The following is a 15,972-nucleotide window of genomic DNA, read 5'->3' as shown; positions in this document are numbered from 1 at the left end:
GGCCCGGTCCGCGCGTTGACCGGCCCGGGCCGCCGGTAGGGTGGCCCGGTTGTCATACGTAGCCGAGCCGTCAGGCTCCCTCGCACGAGCCGCCCGACCCCCAACGGAGACCGTGACTACCACCGCCGGCACCAGTTCCGCCTCGCACCACCTGTCCCCGGCGTTCCCCGGCCGCGCCCCCTGGGGTACCGCCAGCAAGCTGCGCGCCTGGCAGCAGGGCGCGATGGACAAGTACATCCAGGAGCAGCCGCGGGACTTCCTGGCGGTCGCCACCCCCGGCGCCGGCAAGACGACCTTCGCGCTGACGCTGGCCTCCTGGCTGCTGCACCACCACGTCGTCCAGCAGGTGACCGTGGTCGCCCCGACCGAGCACCTGAAGAAGCAGTGGGCGGAGGCCGCGGCCCGCATCGGCATCAAGCTCGACCCGGAGTACAGCGCCGGGCCGCTCGGCCGGGAGTACCACGGCGTCGCCGTGACGTACGCCGGTGTCGGCGTGCGGCCGATGCTGCACCGCAACCGCGTCGAGCAGCGCAAGACACTCGTCATCCTCGACGAGATCCACCACGCCGGTGACAGCAAGTCCTGGGGCGAGGCCTGCCTCGAGGCCTTCGAGCCCGCGACGCGACGACTCGCCCTGACCGGTACGCCCTTCCGGTCCGACACCAACCCCATCCCCTTCGTGACGTACGAGGAGGGGCAGGACGGCATCCGGCGCTCCGCCGCCGACTACACCTACGGCTACGGCAATGCCCTCGCGGACAACGTCGTGCGGCCCGTCATCTTCCTCTCCTACAGCGGCAACATGCGCTGGCGCACCAAGGCCGGAGACGAGATCGCCGCCCGGCTGGGCGAGCCCATGACCAAGGACGCCGTCAGCCAGGCCTGGCGGACCGCCCTCGACCCGCGCGGTGAGTGGATGCCGTCGGTGCTGCGCGCCGCGGACCAGCGGCTGACCGAGGTGCGGAAGGCCATCCCGGACGCGGGCGCGCTCGTCATCGCCTCGGACCAGGACTCGGCGCGCGCGTACGCCAAGCTCATCCGGGAGATCACCGGCACCGGCGCGACCCTCGTCCTGTCGGACGACTCCGGCGCCTCCGAGCGGATCGACGAGTTCAGCGCCAACAACGACCGGTGGATGGTCGCGGTGCGGATGGTGTCCGAGGGCGTCGACGTGCCCCGGCTCGCGGTCGGGGTCTACGCGACCACCATCTCCACCCCGCTGTTCTTCGCCCAGGCCGTCGGACGGTTCGTGCGGTCGCGGCGGCGCGGCGAGACCGCCTCCGTGTTCCTGCCGACCGTCCCCGACCTGCTCTCCTTCGCCAACGAGATGGAGCGCGAGCGCGACCACGTCCTCGACAAGCCCAAGAAGGAGGGCGAGGAGGACCCGTATGCCGAGTCCGAGAAGGAGATGGACGAGGCGAACCGGGAGCAGGACGAGGACACCGGCGAGCAGGACATGCTGCCCTTCGAGGCGCTGGAGTCCGACGCCGTCTTCGACCGGGTCATGTACAACGGCGCCGAGTTCGGCATGCAGGCCCACCCGGGCAGCGAGGAGGAGCAGGACTACCTCGGCATCCCCGGTCTGCTGGAGCCCGACCAGGTGCAGCTGCTGCTCCAGAAGCGGCAGGCCAAGCAGATCTCGCACAGCCGCAGGAAGCCGGACGCGGAGGCCGACCTGCTCGAGGTGCCCGCCGAGCGGCGGCCCGTGGTCTCCCACAAGGAGATGATGGAGCTGCGGCGGCAGCTCAACACGATGGTCGGCGCGTACGTGCACCAGAGCGGCAAGCCGCACGGGGTGATCCACACGGAGCTGCGGCGCGTGTGCGGGGGGCCTCCGGCGGCGGAGGCCACGGCGGGGCAGTTGCGGCAGCGGATCGCCAAGGTGCAGGAGTGGGCCACGCGCATGAAGTGACATGCCGGGAGGGCTCCACAACCTGGGGGGCGTGCATACCGCCGCAAACGGAAGCAGTACGCCCGGGCCGTGCCCGGATTCTGGACGGAGACTTCCGCTCAGCGAACCTGCTTCGCTACTGTCCGGCTACGCACACGCCCCGTGGCAGCGCCGCCGCGGAGCGCAGCCGTGAAGCGACGCGGTCCGGACAGGCCGGGCCGCCGACCGATCGGCGGCCTCTGAAGCGCGTCACCGACGGGACTCGGTGACGCATCCGCCGACCAGGGAGCCGCCGACCTCACCACTAAGGAGTGGGCGTCGTGACCGCGGAGACCTCCCAGACGCTCGACCGGGGACTGCGGGTCCTCAAGCTGCTCGCCGACACGGACCACGGGCTCACCGTGACCGAACTCTCCGTCCGGCTGGGCGTGAACCGGACCGTCGTGTACCGGTTGCTCGCCACGCTGGAACAACACGCCCTCATACGCCGCGACCTCGGCGGACGTGCCCGGGTCGGGCTCGGCGTGCTGCGTCTGGGGCGCCAGGTCCATCCGCTGGTGCGGGAGGCCGCGATGCCGGCGCTGCGGTCACTGGCCGAGGACATCGGCGCGACGGCGCATCTGACCATGGTCGACGGGGCGGACGCGCTGGCCGTGGCCGTCGTGGAGCCGACCTGGACGGACTACCACGTCGCCTACCGAGCCGGGTTCCGGCACTCCCTCGACCGGGGCGCCGCCGGCAAGGCGATACTCGCGGCCCGGCAGCACCCGATGGCCGAGCCCGGGTACATGCTGACCCACGGGGAGCTGGAGGCGGGCGCCTGGGGAGCCGCGGCACCGCTGCTGGGCGTGACGGGCGTCGAGGGCAGCGTGGGCGTGGTGATGCTGGCCGAGGCGGTGCCGGAACGGGTCGGGCCGCGGGTCGTCGAAGCGGCCCGCGAGGTCGCGGAGGCCCTCCGCTGAGGCCGGCGGCCTGCCCTAGCGGCGGCCGAACGCCTTGCGCCGAAGACCGACGGCTTTCGCACACCGGCCGCGCTGTGCGCCACGCGCTGCGGCCGACAACCTCCCCGCACCGGCCCGGGGCGCCGTGCGTTGGTGGTCGGTGGCCTTCGCGCGTCGGCCCGGGATGCTGTGCGTTGGTGGTCGGTGGCCTTCGCGCGTCGGCCTGGGATGCTGTGCGTTGGTGGTCGGTGGCCTTCGCGCGTCGGCCCGGGATGCTGTGCGTTGGTGGCCGGTGGCCTTCGCGCGTCGGCCCGGGATGCTGTGCGCTGGTGGCCGGTGGCCTTCCCGCGCATCGGCCCGGGATGCTGTGCGTTGACGGCCGGTGGCCTTCGCGCGTCGGCCCGGGATGCTGTGCGCTGGTGGTCGGTGGCCTTCCCGCGCACCGGCCCGGGATGCTGTGCGCTGGTGGTCGGTGGCCTTCCCGCGCACCGGCCCGGGATGCTGTGCGCTGGTGGTCGGTGGTCTTCCCGCGTCGGCCTGGGATGCTGTGCGTTGACGGCCGGTGGTCTTCCCGCGTCGGCCCGGGATGCTGTGCGTTGACGGCCGGTGGTCTTCCCGCGTCGGCCCGGGATGCTGTGCGCTGGTGGCCGGTGGCCTTCCCGCGTCGGCCCGGACGCCGTGTACTGACGGCCGGCGGCCTCCCCGCCCGGGCCCCGGGCGCCCTGGTCCCGGCGGTGTCCCCCTCCCGCGTTAGATTGATCCCGTGTTCTCTCGCCTCACGCGCCCCCAGGCCATCGCCGTCTGCGCCCTGCCCGTCGTGGCTCTGCTCGCGACGGCGGTGTTCGCGCCGCTGCCGTTCTCGGTGGCGCAGCCGGGGCTGACGGCGAACGTGCTCGGTGAGAACAAGGGCACGGAGGTGATCAGCATCTCCGGTGCGCCGGTCCGGGACACCGAGGGCCAGCTGCGGATGACCACCATCGAGGCGACCTCCCCGGACACCCGGGTCTCGCTCCCCGACGTCATCGACAGCTGGTTCCGGACCGACGAGGCGGTCATGCCGCGCGACGCCGTGTACCCGAGCGGGGACAGCGTCAAGGAGATCGAGCGGCACAACGAGAAGCAGATGAAGGAGTCCCAGGACGCGGCGACGCAGGCCGCGCTGGGGTACCTCGGCCTCGACGACAAAGACGTCGAGGTCAGCCTGAAGCTCGCGGACGTGGGCGGGCCCAGCGCGGGGCTGCTCTTCTCCCTCGGCATCGTCGACAAGCTCGACGGCGACGGCACCGGTGGGGATCTGACCGGCGGCCGGGTGATCGCCGGTACGGGCACGATCGACGCGGCCGGCCGGGTCGGTGCGGTCGGGGGCGTCGCCCTCAAGACCCAGGCCGCGAAGCGGGACGGGGCGACGGTGTTCCTGGTCCCCAAGGCGGAATGCGGGGACGCTCGCGCCGAGCTTCCGAAGGGACTGCGGCTGATTCCGGTGACCACCCTGAAGAGCACGGTGAGTTCACTGGTGGCCCTGGAGACGGGGAAGGGCTCCGTCCCCAGCTGCTAGTGGGCGGCGATTGGCCCGGGCCGGGCGGCGAGTTTCAGCCCGACCTCTATGAGGGCCCAGCCCAGACGCGTACGGAGTTCGGGACGGTGCGCCGGACGGGGTGCGGTCTCGGCACGGAGTTCGGCGGTGCGGGCGTGGTGCAGGGCGAGGTGGATGTCCGGATGCATGGCAAACCCTTCAGTCGGTGCCAACAGGGAAGGCGTGCGTGTGGATGCGGACCTGCTCGGTGCCGGGTGCGTCCTCGGCGGCGGCTCGGTCGCGGTAGGTCTCGACCAGCTCGTGCATCTTCTCCACGAGCTCGCGGGTCAGTTCGGGAGTAAGACTCAGGGTCGCGCTGCTCATGTCCCAGGAGTCGCTCCACTCCGCGGGCCATGAGTCGCGGTTGCCCAGCCAGGTGGACAGGTCCCGGGCCTGCGTGGTGGCGACCTCGTGCAGATACAGGTCCGCCGCGCCGCGTACGGCCGGATCCGAGTCGGTGAGCAGCGCGTCGTCGAAGCGGAGGCCGCGGTGCACCGCCTTCCACCAGCGCTCGCGCCCCTTGCCGTGCTCGGGTGCGTCCTCGATGAAGCCGTATTCCGCGAGTTGGCGCAGGTGGTAGCTCGTGGCCCCGCTGGACTCGTGCAGCTTCTGGGCCAGTTGCGATGCGGTTGCCGGGCCGCCGAAGCGCAGGGCGTCCAGCAGTTGCATGCGCAGGGGATGTGCCAGTCCCCGCAGGGATCGGGCGTCGAGTTGCCGTACGGACGGGTTCTGAGGCTCGGTCACGATGCAAAGGTAGCGTTGCAAAGCTCCCTTTGCAAGGGTCTCTTTGCAAGGACCTCTTTGTAACTCACTCCTCCACGAACCCCTCCTCCACCATCCAGTCCAGCGCCACCTGGTGCGGATCCTCCCCGTCCACATCCACCTTCGCGTTCAGCGTCTGCGCCACGGAGTTGTCCAGCTTCGCCGTCACCGGGTTCAGGACGTCCGCGATCGCCGGCCACTCCTTCAGCGACCCGGCGTTGATCATCGGCGCGGCGTTGTAGTTGGGGAAGAACTTCCTGTCGTCGTCCATCACCGCCAGGTTCATCGACTTGATGCGCCCGTCGGTGGTGAACACCTCCCCGTACGTGCAGTTGCCCTTCGCGGTCTGCGTGTAGATGATCCCGGTGTCCATCTGCGTGATGTTCCGCGCCGGCACGTTCATGCCGTAGGCCTGCTGCATGCCCGGCAGCCCGTCCGCCCGGTTGGCGAACTCGACCTCCACGCACAGCTTCACGGCCCCCGGGTCGGACTTCGCCAGCCCCGCCACGTCCGACATGGTCTTCGTGCCGTACTTCTTCGCGTTCTGCTGGTTCATCGCCAGCGCGTAGGTGTTGTCGAGTTTCGACGGCGGCAGCCAGACCAGCCCGTTCTTCGCGTCCTCCTTCTTCACCGCCTCCCACTGCTCCTGCGGGTCGGTGATCGGCTTGCCGTGCCCGAGGTACGTGATCCACGCCGTGCCGGTGTACTCGTACCCGGCGTCCGCGTCGCCCTTGCGGACCGCCTCGCGGCTGCCGATGGAGCCCTGGATGCCGGTGCGGTCGACCACGTCCGCGCCGGCCGCCTCGAAGGCGATGCCCATGATCGAGCCGAGGATCAGCTGCTCGGTGAACGACTTCGACGTCACCGTCAGATGCGCGCCCTTCAGCGGCTCACCCCGGCCGATCGAGCCCGGCTTCACGTCGTCGGTCAGGGGGGAACCGCTGGTCAGGCCGCAGCCGGCCGCCGCAAGCAACAGGCCCGTGGCCACCAGGCACGTCCGCCCCCTCATGGTTGCAGGCCCCGCGGGCGCAGCAGCAGTTCGACGATCGACGCCAGCCAGTCCACCAGCAGCGCCAGCACCACCGTGAGAACCGATCCCAGCACCAGCACCGGCATCCGCTGGTTGGTGATCCCGGTCGTGATGAGCACACCGAGGCCGCCGCCCCCGCCGAAGACCGCCAGGGTCGCCGTACCGACGTTCAGGACGAGGGCCGTGCGCACGCCCGCCAGGATCAGCGGGACGGCGAGCGGGAGTTCCACCTTCCTCAGCACCCCCGTGGGGGACATGCCGATGCCGCGGGCCGACTCCAGCAGCGTCGGGTCGTTCGCCTTCAGGCCCGTGATCGTGTTGGAGAGCACCGGCAGGATGGCGTAGATGATCATGCCGATCAGGGCGGCCCTGCGGCCGATGCCCAGCCAGATCACCAGGAGGGCGAGCAGCCCGATCGCCGGGGTCGCCTGGCCCGTGTTGGCGAACGCCATCGCCACCGGGGTGGCCCTGCGCATCGCCCCGCGGGTCAGCAGGATGCCCAGCGGGATCGCGATGATCAGCACGAAGAACGTGGAGATGGCGGTCAGCTGGATGTGCTGCCACAGCGCCTTGGTGACCTGGCCGCCCGACAGGGCGTTGCGGGTCAGCGCGTCCAGGTCGGCCTGCTGGAACCAGAGCCAGGTGGCGAGCAGTACGGCGATCAGGGCGGCCGGCAGGAACGTCAGCTTCTGCCAGGTCAGACGGGCGGGCGGGCGCTCTGCCGGGGGCGTCCGACCGACGGGCTCGGAGGTCTCGCCGGCCTCCGTGGCGGTCACCGCTCCCCTCCCGCCCCGGCCACGCCCGCTGGGCCCGCGGCCCCTTCCTGCTCGGCGTGCGTCTGCGAAGCCCGCAGCGACTGCAGTTCGTGCTGATGTTCCATCGCGTCGAGCCGGTCGGCCTCCAGCATCTCGTGCACGGAGTTCATGAGGGTCTCCATGTCGACGACGCCCGTGTACTCGCCGCGCCGCCCGGTCACCGCCACCCGCCCCGCGTTGTCCGTGAGCACCGCCTCCAGCGCGTCGCGCAGGGTGGCGTCCCGGGTGACCGTGTCGTTCACCAGGGTCCCGGCGCGGGCCAGCGAGCCCCGGGCCCGCATCAGATCCCCGCGCCGCAGCCACTTGTAGGGACGGCCGCGCCGGTCGAGCAGCAGGATCTCGTTGCTGCCGCTGGTCCGCAGCGAGTTGAAGATCTGCTGCAACGGGTCGTCGACCGTGACCGTCGGGTAGTCGGTGATCTCCACATCCCGTACGCGGGTCAGGTTCAGGCGCTTCAGCGCCGCACCGGCGCCCACGAACCCCGACACGAAGTCGTCCGCCGGGTTGGTGAGGATCGCCTCGGGCGTGTCGAACTGCGCGATGTGCGACCGCTCGCGCAGCACGGCGATCCGGTCGCCGATCTTGATCGCCTCGTCGAAGTCGTGGGTGACGAAGACGATCGTCTTGTGCAGCTCGTGCTGCAGGCGGATCAGCTCGTCCTGCAGGTGGTCACGGGTGATCGGGTCCACAGCCCCGAACGGCTCGTCCATCAGCAGCACCGGGGGATCGGCGGCCAGCGCCCGGGCCACGCCCACGCGCTGCTGCTGTCCGCCGGAGAGCCGGCGCGGGTAGCGGCCGTGGAACTCCCCGGGGTCGAGGCCGACCAGGTCGAGGAGTTCCTCGGTGCGCTGCTTGATCCGTGCCTTCGGCCAGCCGAGCATCCTCGGGACGATCCCGATGTTCTGCGCCACCGTCATGTGCGGGAAGAGACCGGCCGACTGGATGGCGTAGCCGACCTTGCGCCGCAGCTTGACCGGGTCCATGTCGGTGACGTCCTCACCGCCGATGCGGATGCGGCCACCGGTCGGCTCGATCAGCCGGTTGATCATCTTCAGCGTCGTCGACTTGCCGCAGCCCGAGGGGCCGACGAAGACGACGACCTCGCCCGCCCTGATCTGCATGCTCACGTTGTCCACGGCCGGCTGCGCACTGCCCGGATAGCGCTTGGTCAGGCTCTCCAGCTCGATGGAGGCGCCGTGGTCACCGGTCTCAGACACGGATCCCCCTGGCAATGGTCAGCCGTCCGATCAGGACGTACGCGGCGTCGAACAGCAGCGCCAGGACGATGATGCCGAGCGTGCCCGCGAGGACCTGGTTGAGCGCGTTGGCGCTGCCCAGCGAGGCGAGGCCGCGGAAGATGACGTTGCCGAGGCCCGGGCCGGAGGCGTACGCCGCGATGGCCGCGATGCCCATCAGCATCTGGGTGGAGACGCGGATCCCGGTCAGGATGGGCGGCCAGGCCAGCGGCAGCTCGATCCGCAGCAGCCGGGCCGGCCGGGACATCCCGATGCCCGTGGCCGCGTCCACCAGCGCCGGATCGACCCCGCGCAGCCCGACGATCGCGTTGCGCACGACCGGCAGCAGCCCGTACAGCGTCAGTGCGATCACCGTGGGCGGCACCCCCAGGCCCACGAGAGGGATGAGCAGACCGATCAGGGCGAGCGCCGGCACGGTCAGGACGGTGGCGGTGGTCGTGGTCGCGAGGTTCCCCGCCCACTCGCTGCGGTAGGTGACCACGCCGATCAGCACCCCGAGCGCCGTCGCGACGACCATGCACTGGAAGACCACGCTCGCGTGCTGGTAGGCGTCCGTGAGTAGCTGCTGGTGCCGGTTGACCAGGTACTCCCAGAAGTTCACATGCGCTCACCCCTCCACGTCAGGTCTCCTCCGCGGCCTGCTCCACGAGCGGGATGATCCGCAGCGGAACGGGGTTCTCCATGACGATCGCCGTGGAGGCCCGGACGATGCCATCAAAACCGACGACCCGGTCGATCACACGCTGGAGATCGGCGTTGGAGCGGGCCACGAGCCGGCACAGCATGTCCCCGGTACCGGTGGTGGTGTGCAGCTCCAGCACCTCGGGAACGGTCGCCAAGTGCGCCCGTACGTCCGCCCCTTGCCCCTGCCGGATCTGCAGCGTCGCGAACGCCGTGACGGGGTAGCCGAGCGCGGCCGGGTCCACCTGCGGACCGAATCCGCGGATGACTCCGTTCGACTGAAGCCGGTCCAGCCGCGCCTGCGCGGTGCCCCGGGCCACCCCCAGCCGCCTGGACATCTCCAGCACCCCGATCCGCGGCTCACGGGCGAGCAGCAGAATGATCCGGCCGTCCAGATGATCGATCGCCACAGCAGCCTCCCGGCATGGTCATCCTGTACAGAAAGGCCGCCGTCACGGCCGTGATGCCGAGCAGATTGCCCAGCCGAAACGCAAACTATTGCGCACCTTGCCGAGCGGGGAGACCCTGCGGCTATGACGCAGACCACACACCACACTCCCGACACCGCCCGGCAGGCCGACCCCTTCCCGGTCAAGGGAATGGACGCGGTCGTCTTCGCCGTGGGCAACGCCAAGCAGGCCGCGCACTACTACTCCACCGCCTTCGGCATGAAGCTGGTCGCCTACTCCGGACCGGAGAACGGCAGCCGCGAGACCGCTGCGTACGTCCTGGAGAACGGCTCCGCCCGCTTCGTCCTGACCTCGGTCATCAAGCCCACCACCGACTGGGGCCACTTCCTCGCCCATCACGTGGCCGAGCACGGCGACGGTGTGGTCGACCTCGCCATCGAGGTCCCGGACGCGCGGGCCGCCTACGCCTACGCCCTGGAGCACGGCGCCCGCTCCGTCGCCGAGCCGTACGAGCGCAAGGACGAGCACGGCACGGTCGTCCTGGCCGCCATCGCCACCTACGGGGAGACCCGCCACACCCTCGTCGAGCGCTCCGGCTACGACGGCCCGTACCTGCCCGGCTTCGTCGCGGCCAAGCCGATGGTCGAGCCGCCCGCCCAGCGCACCTTCCAGGCGATCGACCACTGCGTCGGCAACGTCGAGCTCGGCAGGATGAACGAGTGGGTCGGCTTCTACAACAAGGTCATGGGCTTCACGAACATGAAGGAGTTCGTGGGCGACGACATCGCCACCGAGTACAGCGCGCTGATGTCGAAGGTCGTCGCCGACGGCACGCTCAAGGTCAAGTTCCCGATCAACGAGCCGGCCATCGCCAAGAAGAAGTCCCAGATCGACGAGTACCTGGAGTTCTACGGCGGCGCGGGCGTCCAGCACATCGCGCTGAACACGAACGACATCGTCCAGACCGTCCGCACGATGCGGGCGGCCGGCGTCGAGTTCCTCAACACGCCCGACTCCTACTACGACACGCTGGGGGAGTGGGTCGGCGAGACCCGCGTCCCCATCGACACCCTGCGCGAACTGAAGATCCTCGCCGACCGCGACGAGGACGGCTATCTGCTGCAGATCTTCACCAAGCCGGTCCAGGACCGTCCGACCGTCTTCTTCGAGATCATCGAGCGCCACGGCTCGATGGGCTTCGGCAAGGGCAACTTCAAGGCCCTGTTCGAGGCGATCGAACGCGAGCAGGAGCGCCGCGGCAACCTGTAGCCGCCGGTGCCGCGGGTCGTGCGGGTGCCGTGGGCCGTGCGGATGCGCCGGGTCGTGCGGGTGTCACGGGGCACCCGCACGACCCGTCGGTACGACGACCCCACCCGGGCAGCCCAAGGGGCCGCCGGCGGGCTTCACACCGATGGCCCCGGGTGCGAACCTCTGATCATGAGCCGTATCGAAGCGCCCCGCTCCGAGGACACCGCAGCGACCGGCGACCTCATGGACCTGCTGCTCGGCGGGCTCCCCGCTGACGCGGTCCTCACCGACCCCGACGTCACGGCCTCCTACGCCCACGACATGGCGAGCTTCTGCCCGGCCGGCAGCCCGGCCGTGGTCGTGCTGCCCCGCACGACCGAGCAGGTCCAGCACGTGATGCGCACGGCCACCGCCCTGCGCGTCCCCGTCGTCCCGCAGGGCGCCCGCACCGGACTGTCCGGCGCCGCCAACGCCTCCGACGGCTGCATCGTGCTCTCCCTGACGAAGATGGACCGGATCCTGGAGATCGACCCGGTCGACCGCATCGCCGTCGTCGAGCCCGGCGTCGTCAACGCCGCCCTCTCCAGGGCCGTCGGCGCGCACGGCCTCTCCTACCCGCCGGACCCCTCCAGCTGGGAGATGTGCACCATCGGCGGCAACATCGGCACCGCCTCCGGCGGCCTGCGCTGCGTCAAGTACGGCGTGACCGCCGAGTACGTCCTCGGCCTCGACGTCGTCCTCGCCGACGGCCGCCTGATGTCCACCGGCCGCCGCACCGCCAAGGGCGTCGCGGGCTACGACCTGACCCGGCTGTTCGTCGGCTCCGAAGGCTCGCTCGGCATCGTCGTGCGGGCCGTCCTCGGGCTGCGCCCCAAGCCGCCCGAGCAGCTGGTGCTGGCCGCCGAGTTCGCCTCCGCCGCCGCGGCCTGCGACGCCGTGTGCCGGATCATGGAGGGCGGCCACGTCCCGTCACTCCTCGAACTCATGGACCGTACGACGGTCAAGGCCGTCAACGACATGGCGCGGATGGGCCTCCCCGAGAGCACGGAGGCCCTGCTGCTGGCCGCGTTCGACACCACCGCCCCGGCCGCCGACCTCGCCGCCGTAGGAGCCCTCTGCGAAGCGGCCGGCGCCACCCGGGTCGTCCCCGCCGACGACGCGTCCGAGTCCGAACTGCTGCTCCAGGCGCGGCGGTTGTCGCTCACCGCGCTGGAGGCGGTCAAGGGCGTGACGATGATCGACGACGTGTGCGTGCCCCGCTCCCGGCTCGCCGAGATGCTCGAAGGCGTCGACCGGATCGCCGAGAAGTACCGGCTCACCATCGGCGTCGTCGCCCACGCGGGCGACGGCAACACCCACCCGACGGTCTGCTTCGACCCGGCGGACCCCGACGAGTCGCTGCGCGCCCGCGAGTCCTTCGACGAGATCATGGCCCTCGGCCTGGAACTCGGCGGCACCATCACCGGCGAGCACGGCGTCGGCGTCCTGAAGAAGGAATGGCTGGCGCGCGAGATCGGCCCCGTGGGCCTGGAGATGCAGCGGGCCGTCAAGCAGGCCTTCGACCCGCTGAACATCCTGAACCCGGGCAAGCTGTTCTGAGGCCCTCGCTCTCACCGGGCGAGCAACTGGGCCAGCTCGTCGTCCAGCCCGAGCTGCTCGCCCTCCGTCCCCGCCGGGACCACCCGCAGCGTGCGCTCCAGCCAGGCCGACACCGCCGCCGCCGGGGCCTCCAGCAGGGCGTCCCCGTCGGGCGAACTCAGCGCCATCAGCACGACGCCGCGCCCTTCGGTCTTCGTCGGCCACACCCGCACGTCCCCCTGCCCGCAGGGCCGGAACACGCCCTCGATCATCAGCTCCCGGGCGAACGTCCAGTGCACCGGGTGCTCGGTGTCCGTGTGGAAGGTGAGGTGAACGGCGTAGGGGTCGTCGGTGAGGTACCCGAGCCGCGCGGGCACCGGGATCCTGCGTGCGGGCGACAGGACGAGTTTCAGCTCCAACTCCCGCTCCACCACGGTCCGCATGGCGGTCTTCCCTTCTCCTGACGGCTGCCCGTGAGGGCCGGTCAGCAGGAGAGAGCGGGTCACCGGCGCGGCATTACGCGCCTCGCCGGAAGTTTTTTCGCGGAGGGATCCGCCCGAGGAGCGCCGTGCGTAGCACATCGGTGCTCGAAAGGGGTGGGTCCGGTGGGAGCGGCCGTGGGGCTTGCGCTCGTCTGATAGATGTGGAGGCCCCCATTTGGCCCTCGAGCAGATACGGGACGACGGACATGAGCGCCCCAACCCCGGCCCCCGGTGACGACAGGCCCCGCGAAGGGTATTACCCGGACCCTTCCATTCCTGGATATGTCCGGTACTGGAACGGCGCCTCCTGGGTGCCGGGCACCAGCCGTCCGGCGCCCGGGGACGGCGAGTCGCTCGCGCCGCCGCCCGGAGCGGGTGCGGCGCAGCCCGGCTCGGTCGAGGAGACCGGCCCGCACTTCTTCGACGAGGACCCGGTCGAGGAGCCGGCCGGGACGCCGTCCGCCGCGGACGCCCAGCACGGCAGCCGTCCCGAACCGGCCTCCGCCTGGGGCGCCGACCGCTCCCGGCAGTCCGGCTTCGGCGGCGGCCAGGACCGCCGGATCTCATGGGGCGCGCCGCAGGGGGCGCAGGGCGTGGCCCCGCAGGGCGCCCGCGAGGGCGACCCGCGGCTGCCGCACGCCGACCAGCCCTCCGACGAGGAACCCGCCCGCGCCGACGGCACGGGCGACGTACCCCCGTCCGACCGGGAGGCGCAGGCCGCGGCGGGCGGCAGCACGTTCGTGTTCCGCCGCCCGATGGGGCAGCCCGGGGGAGGGGCGGCCCAGGCCGATGCCCCCGACGACGGCACGATGACGTTCCGTGCGGTGTCCCCGCGGTCGGGCCCCGCCGGTGCGGGTGCGACACCGGGCGGCGACGCGGCCGGCGCGGGTGGCTCCCGAGGCGGTTCTCCGGGTCCGGGTTTCGGACCGGCGGGTGCGGATGGCTCTGGCAGCGGTCCGGCGGCCGGCTTCGGTGCGCAGGGCGCGGGGGGCTCCGGACCCGCGGGCTCCGGCTTCGGTCCGGCGGGTGCGGGGGGCCCGGGCAGCGGTGCGGCGGCGGGGTTCGGTGCGCCGGGCGGGGCCGCCGGTTCCGGGTTCGGACCCGCGTTCGGCGCGCAGGCCGGGCCGACCGGTGCCGGGAGCGGCCCCGCGGGGCCCGGCTTCGGTGCCGGCAAGGCGGCCGCCGCCCGGGCCTCCGCCGCCCAGGCGGCGGCCGGGAGCGCCGCGGCCCAGGCCTCCGGGGCCGCCCCGACGGCACTGTCCGGACCCCAGGCCGCCCCCATGGTCCCTCCGCAGTCCGGCGGGCCCGGCAGCGCCCCATCCGCCGCCTCCGCCGCCCCTCTCAGCCCGGGGCCCGGCGGCGGCCAGTCCTCCTGGGCGCAGCAGGTGCACCGGCTCGCCGGGTCCGGCGGCGGTGACGAGCAGCCCGTCGCGCCCTGGAAGCCGCCGGTCGAGGACGTGTTCCAGGCGGCCGCCCGGCGCCAGGCCGAGGCCCGTCCCGCCGGACTCGGCAAGCGGCTCGTCGCCCGGCTGCTGGACACCGTCGTCCTCGCCGCCCTCACCGCAACGGCCGCCGTACCGCTCGGCACCAAGGCGGTCGACCACATCGAGGAGAAGATCGACGCGGCCAGGCTGTCCGGCGAGACCGTCACGGTCTGGCTGCTCGACGGCACCACCTCGGTGCACCTCGGCATCATCCTGGCCGTCCTGCTGCTCGCCGGTGTCCTGTGCGAGGTGCTGCCCACCGCCAAGTGGGGCCGCACCCTCGGCAAGAAGCTGATGGGCCTCGACGTCCGGGACATCGAGGGGCACGACACCCCGGAGTTCGGCGCGGCCCTGCGCCGCTGGCTGGTCTACAGCGTGCCCGGGCTCCTCGTCGTCGGGATCGTCGGCATGGCCTGGTGCCTCTTCGACCGGCCCTGGCGTCAGTGCTGGCACGACAAGGCGGCGCACACGTTCGTCGCGGGCTGAGCTCCCTCGGACAGCCGTCCGCCGGATGCGGAAGCGGGGGCTTCGCGGTCGACTCGGCCCATGAGCAGCGAACCGCCCCCCGGCTCCGGCCAGGAGCAGCCGGAAGACGACCCGTTCAGGAAGCGCCCCCCGAACGGGCAGCCCGGCGACGGCACCGGCCCGCCCCACGGCAGCGAACCCCCGCCGTACGGGGGCGGCCCGGGCGGCCCCCAGGGCCCTGGCGGCGGCCCCTACGGCGGTGATCCGTACGGGGGCGGCTCCTACCCCACCGACCCCCTCGCCGGCATGCCCCCGCTCGCCGACAGCGTCCAGCGCACGCTCGCGCGCATCATCGACATGGTCCTGGTGGGCGCCGTCGTCTGGCTGCTCAGCTGGGCCCTGAACGTGGACGAGTACGACGTGGACAGCGACCGCCTCGAGGTGGGCAGATCGCTCTGGCAGGCGGCGGTCGCCGCCGTCCTCTACATGGCCTACGACACCGTCCTGACCGTGCGGACCGGCCAGACCCTCGGCAAGCGGCTGCTGCGCATGCGCGTGGCCAACCTGGACGACGGTGCGACGCCCTCGGTGCAGATCGCGCTGCTGCGCGCCGCGGTGCTGTGGATCCCGTTCGCCTTCTGCTGCTTCTGTTTCTGGATCGCCATCGCGGGCGGCTGGAGCTACTTCGACCGGCCCTACAAGCAGGGCCTGCACGACAAGGCGGCGAAAACGGTCGTGGTCAGCACAAGATGAGGCGACCGAGGAGCAGCAGGCGGTGAGGAAAGGTCAGCGGGCGGTCAGGAGACCGCCCGTTCGCGTACCGGCTCCGGGGCCGGTGCCGGGACCGACGCGCGGAGCGGCTCGGCGGGCGCGGGCCGCTGTTCCACCGCGGCCGGGCGCTTCCCGGGCAGCGGCACCGTCAGGGCGACCAGCAGCCCGAGGGCGAGCGCCGCGACGGCGATGATCGCGATCCCCGCGCCCGAACTCGTCTGGGACAGCAGCAGCATGGCGAGGGTCGAGAAGATCACGGTGCACGAACCGTAGGCGAGCTGTGCGGCAGTCGGACGGGGCATGGCCATCATGTCCTCGAATGTGGGGTCCACGGGGTGTCGGCCCGGCAATCCGCCGGCTTGAGGGCGTTCCGCCGAACGACATTCTCTCGGGCAGGGTGCCCGACCGGAACCGGCGGTAAGCGTGACCTAATCAACAAGGGCGGTGCACAGGGGGCGCACGGAGTCATGACGTCCACGTAGTGGACATGCGAACGCGCCCGCACGGCCGGTGGGGAGGGTCGTGGGACAACCGTTTGGTTGTCCGTAAAACGAACGTCGGCTCCGCATAATGCACTTGACCTGT

At 71.7% G+C, this 15,972-nt stretch carries 16 protein-coding genes; 7 read left to right on the top strand and 9 right to left on the bottom strand.

What is annotated here, in order from left to right; genetic code table 11:
• Nucleotides 1–112: 112 nt before the first annotated feature.
• The 3 genes from AB0F04_RS06775 to AB0F04_RS06765 all read left to right on the top strand — a co-directional run bounded on the left by AB0F04_RS06775 (nt 113) and on the right by AB0F04_RS06765 (nt 4,387).
• The gene (locus tag AB0F04_RS06775; RefSeq protein WP_362038486.1) at nt 113–1,912 is read left to right on the top strand and encodes a DEAD/DEAH box helicase; all 1,800 of its coding nucleotides are present in this window, start codon (nt 113–115) and stop codon (nt 1,910–1,912) included.
• 299 nt (nt 1,913–2,211) lie between these two features.
• On the top strand, nt 2,212–2,853 hold the full coding sequence (locus tag AB0F04_RS06770; protein WP_362038484.1) for a helix-turn-helix domain-containing protein: 642 nt from the start codon (nt 2,212–2,214) through the stop codon (nt 2,851–2,853).
• A 742-nt stretch (nt 2,854–3,595) separates the two neighbouring features.
• Nucleotides 3,596–4,387 carry a S16 family serine protease gene (locus AB0F04_RS06765; RefSeq protein WP_362038481.1) on the top strand — a complete coding sequence of 264 codons (792 nt, stop codon included), beginning with the start codon at nt 3,596–3,598 and terminating at the stop codon, nt 4,385–4,387.
• Here AB0F04_RS06765 and AB0F04_RS06760 read toward each other — a convergent pair.
• From AB0F04_RS06760 to AB0F04_RS06730, 7 genes are all read right to left on the bottom strand, one after another.
• Nucleotides 4,384–4,554: a hypothetical protein gene (locus AB0F04_RS06760; protein ID WP_362038479.1), complete on the bottom strand. Its 171-nt coding sequence runs from the start codon at nt 4,552–4,554 to the stop codon at nt 4,384–4,386. The genes AB0F04_RS06765 and AB0F04_RS06760 overlap by 4 nt on opposite strands.
• Nucleotides 4,555–4,564: 10 nt before the next feature.
• Complete coding sequence (locus AB0F04_RS06755; protein WP_362038477.1) at nt 4,565–5,149, bottom strand: helix-turn-helix domain-containing protein; 585 nt, start codon at nt 5,147–5,149, stop codon at nt 4,565–4,567.
• A gap of 64 nt (nt 5,150–5,213) precedes the next feature.
• Entirely contained in the window at nt 5,214–6,176 is a 963-nt protein-coding gene (locus AB0F04_RS06750) for a glycine betaine ABC transporter substrate-binding protein (protein WP_362038475.1), read from the bottom strand.
• Entirely contained in the window at nt 6,173–6,973 is an 801-nt protein-coding gene (locus AB0F04_RS06745) for an ABC transporter permease (RefSeq protein WP_362038473.1), read from the bottom strand. The genes AB0F04_RS06750 and AB0F04_RS06745 overlap by 4 nt, the downstream gene beginning before the upstream one ends.
• On the bottom strand, nt 6,970–8,229 hold the full coding sequence (locus AB0F04_RS06740; RefSeq protein WP_362038471.1) for a betaine/proline/choline family ABC transporter ATP-binding protein: 1,260 nt from the start codon (nt 8,227–8,229) through the stop codon (nt 6,970–6,972). Before AB0F04_RS06740 ends, AB0F04_RS06745 begins: the two co-directional genes overlap by 4 nt.
• Nucleotides 8,222–8,869, bottom strand: coding sequence for an ABC transporter permease (locus tag AB0F04_RS06735; protein ID WP_362038469.1), 648 nt, complete (start codon nt 8,867–8,869; stop codon nt 8,222–8,224). The genes AB0F04_RS06740 and AB0F04_RS06735 overlap by 8 nt, the downstream gene beginning before the upstream one ends.
• Before the next feature lie 19 nt (nt 8,870–8,888).
• Nucleotides 8,889–9,359 carry an Lrp/AsnC family transcriptional regulator gene (locus AB0F04_RS06730; protein ID WP_031140050.1) on the bottom strand — a complete coding sequence of 157 codons (471 nt, stop codon included), beginning with the start codon at nt 9,357–9,359 and terminating at the stop codon, nt 8,889–8,891.
• A 123-nt stretch (nt 9,360–9,482) separates the two neighbouring features.
• On the opposite strand from AB0F04_RS06730, the gene hppD reads away from it, so the two are divergent.
• Nucleotides 9,483–10,628, top strand: coding sequence for a 4-hydroxyphenylpyruvate dioxygenase (gene hppD, locus AB0F04_RS06725; protein WP_362038467.1), 1,146 nt, complete (start codon nt 9,483–9,485; stop codon nt 10,626–10,628).
• A 162-nt stretch (nt 10,629–10,790) separates the two neighbouring features.
• Nucleotides 10,791–12,206 (top strand): FAD-linked oxidase C-terminal domain-containing protein, encoded by a 1,416-nt coding sequence (locus AB0F04_RS06720; RefSeq protein WP_362038700.1) that lies wholly within the window; start codon nt 10,791–10,793, stop codon nt 12,204–12,206.
• Nucleotides 12,207–12,217: 11 nt separating this feature from the next.
• On the opposite strand, the gene AB0F04_RS06715 is transcribed toward AB0F04_RS06720, so the two are convergent.
• Nucleotides 12,218–12,628 (bottom strand): SsgA family sporulation/cell division regulator, encoded by a 411-nt coding sequence (locus AB0F04_RS06715; RefSeq protein ID WP_362038464.1) that lies wholly within the window; start codon nt 12,626–12,628, stop codon nt 12,218–12,220.
• Nucleotides 12,629–12,873: 245 nt separating this feature from the next.
• On the opposite strand from AB0F04_RS06715, the gene AB0F04_RS06710 reads away from it, so the two are divergent.
• Both AB0F04_RS06710 and AB0F04_RS06705 read left to right on the top strand, forming a co-directional pair.
• Complete coding sequence (locus AB0F04_RS06710) at nt 12,874–14,637, top strand: RDD family protein (protein WP_362038462.1); 1,764 nt, start codon at nt 12,874–12,876, stop codon at nt 14,635–14,637.
• Nucleotides 14,638–14,697: 60 nt separating this feature from the next.
• Nucleotides 14,698–15,369: an RDD family protein gene (locus tag AB0F04_RS06705; protein ID WP_362038460.1), complete on the top strand. Its 672-nt coding sequence runs from the start codon at nt 14,698–14,700 to the stop codon at nt 15,367–15,369.
• Nucleotides 15,370–15,413: 44 nt separating this feature from the next.
• Here the strand turns inward: AB0F04_RS06705 and AB0F04_RS06700 are convergent, their stop codons facing one another.
• The gene (locus AB0F04_RS06700; protein WP_362038458.1) at nt 15,414–15,689 is read right to left on the bottom strand and encodes a hypothetical protein; all 276 of its coding nucleotides are present in this window, start codon (nt 15,687–15,689) and stop codon (nt 15,414–15,416) included.
• Nucleotides 15,690–15,972: the final 283 nt, after the last annotated feature.

It is taken from the genome of Streptomyces sp. NPDC029041, from assembly GCF_040637515.1.
Taxonomy (GTDB): Bacteria; Actinomycetota; Actinomycetes; order Streptomycetales; family Streptomycetaceae; genus Streptomyces.
The sequence above is the reverse complement of the archived record's forward strand: the minus strand, read 5'-3'. Positions and strand labels throughout refer to the sequence as shown.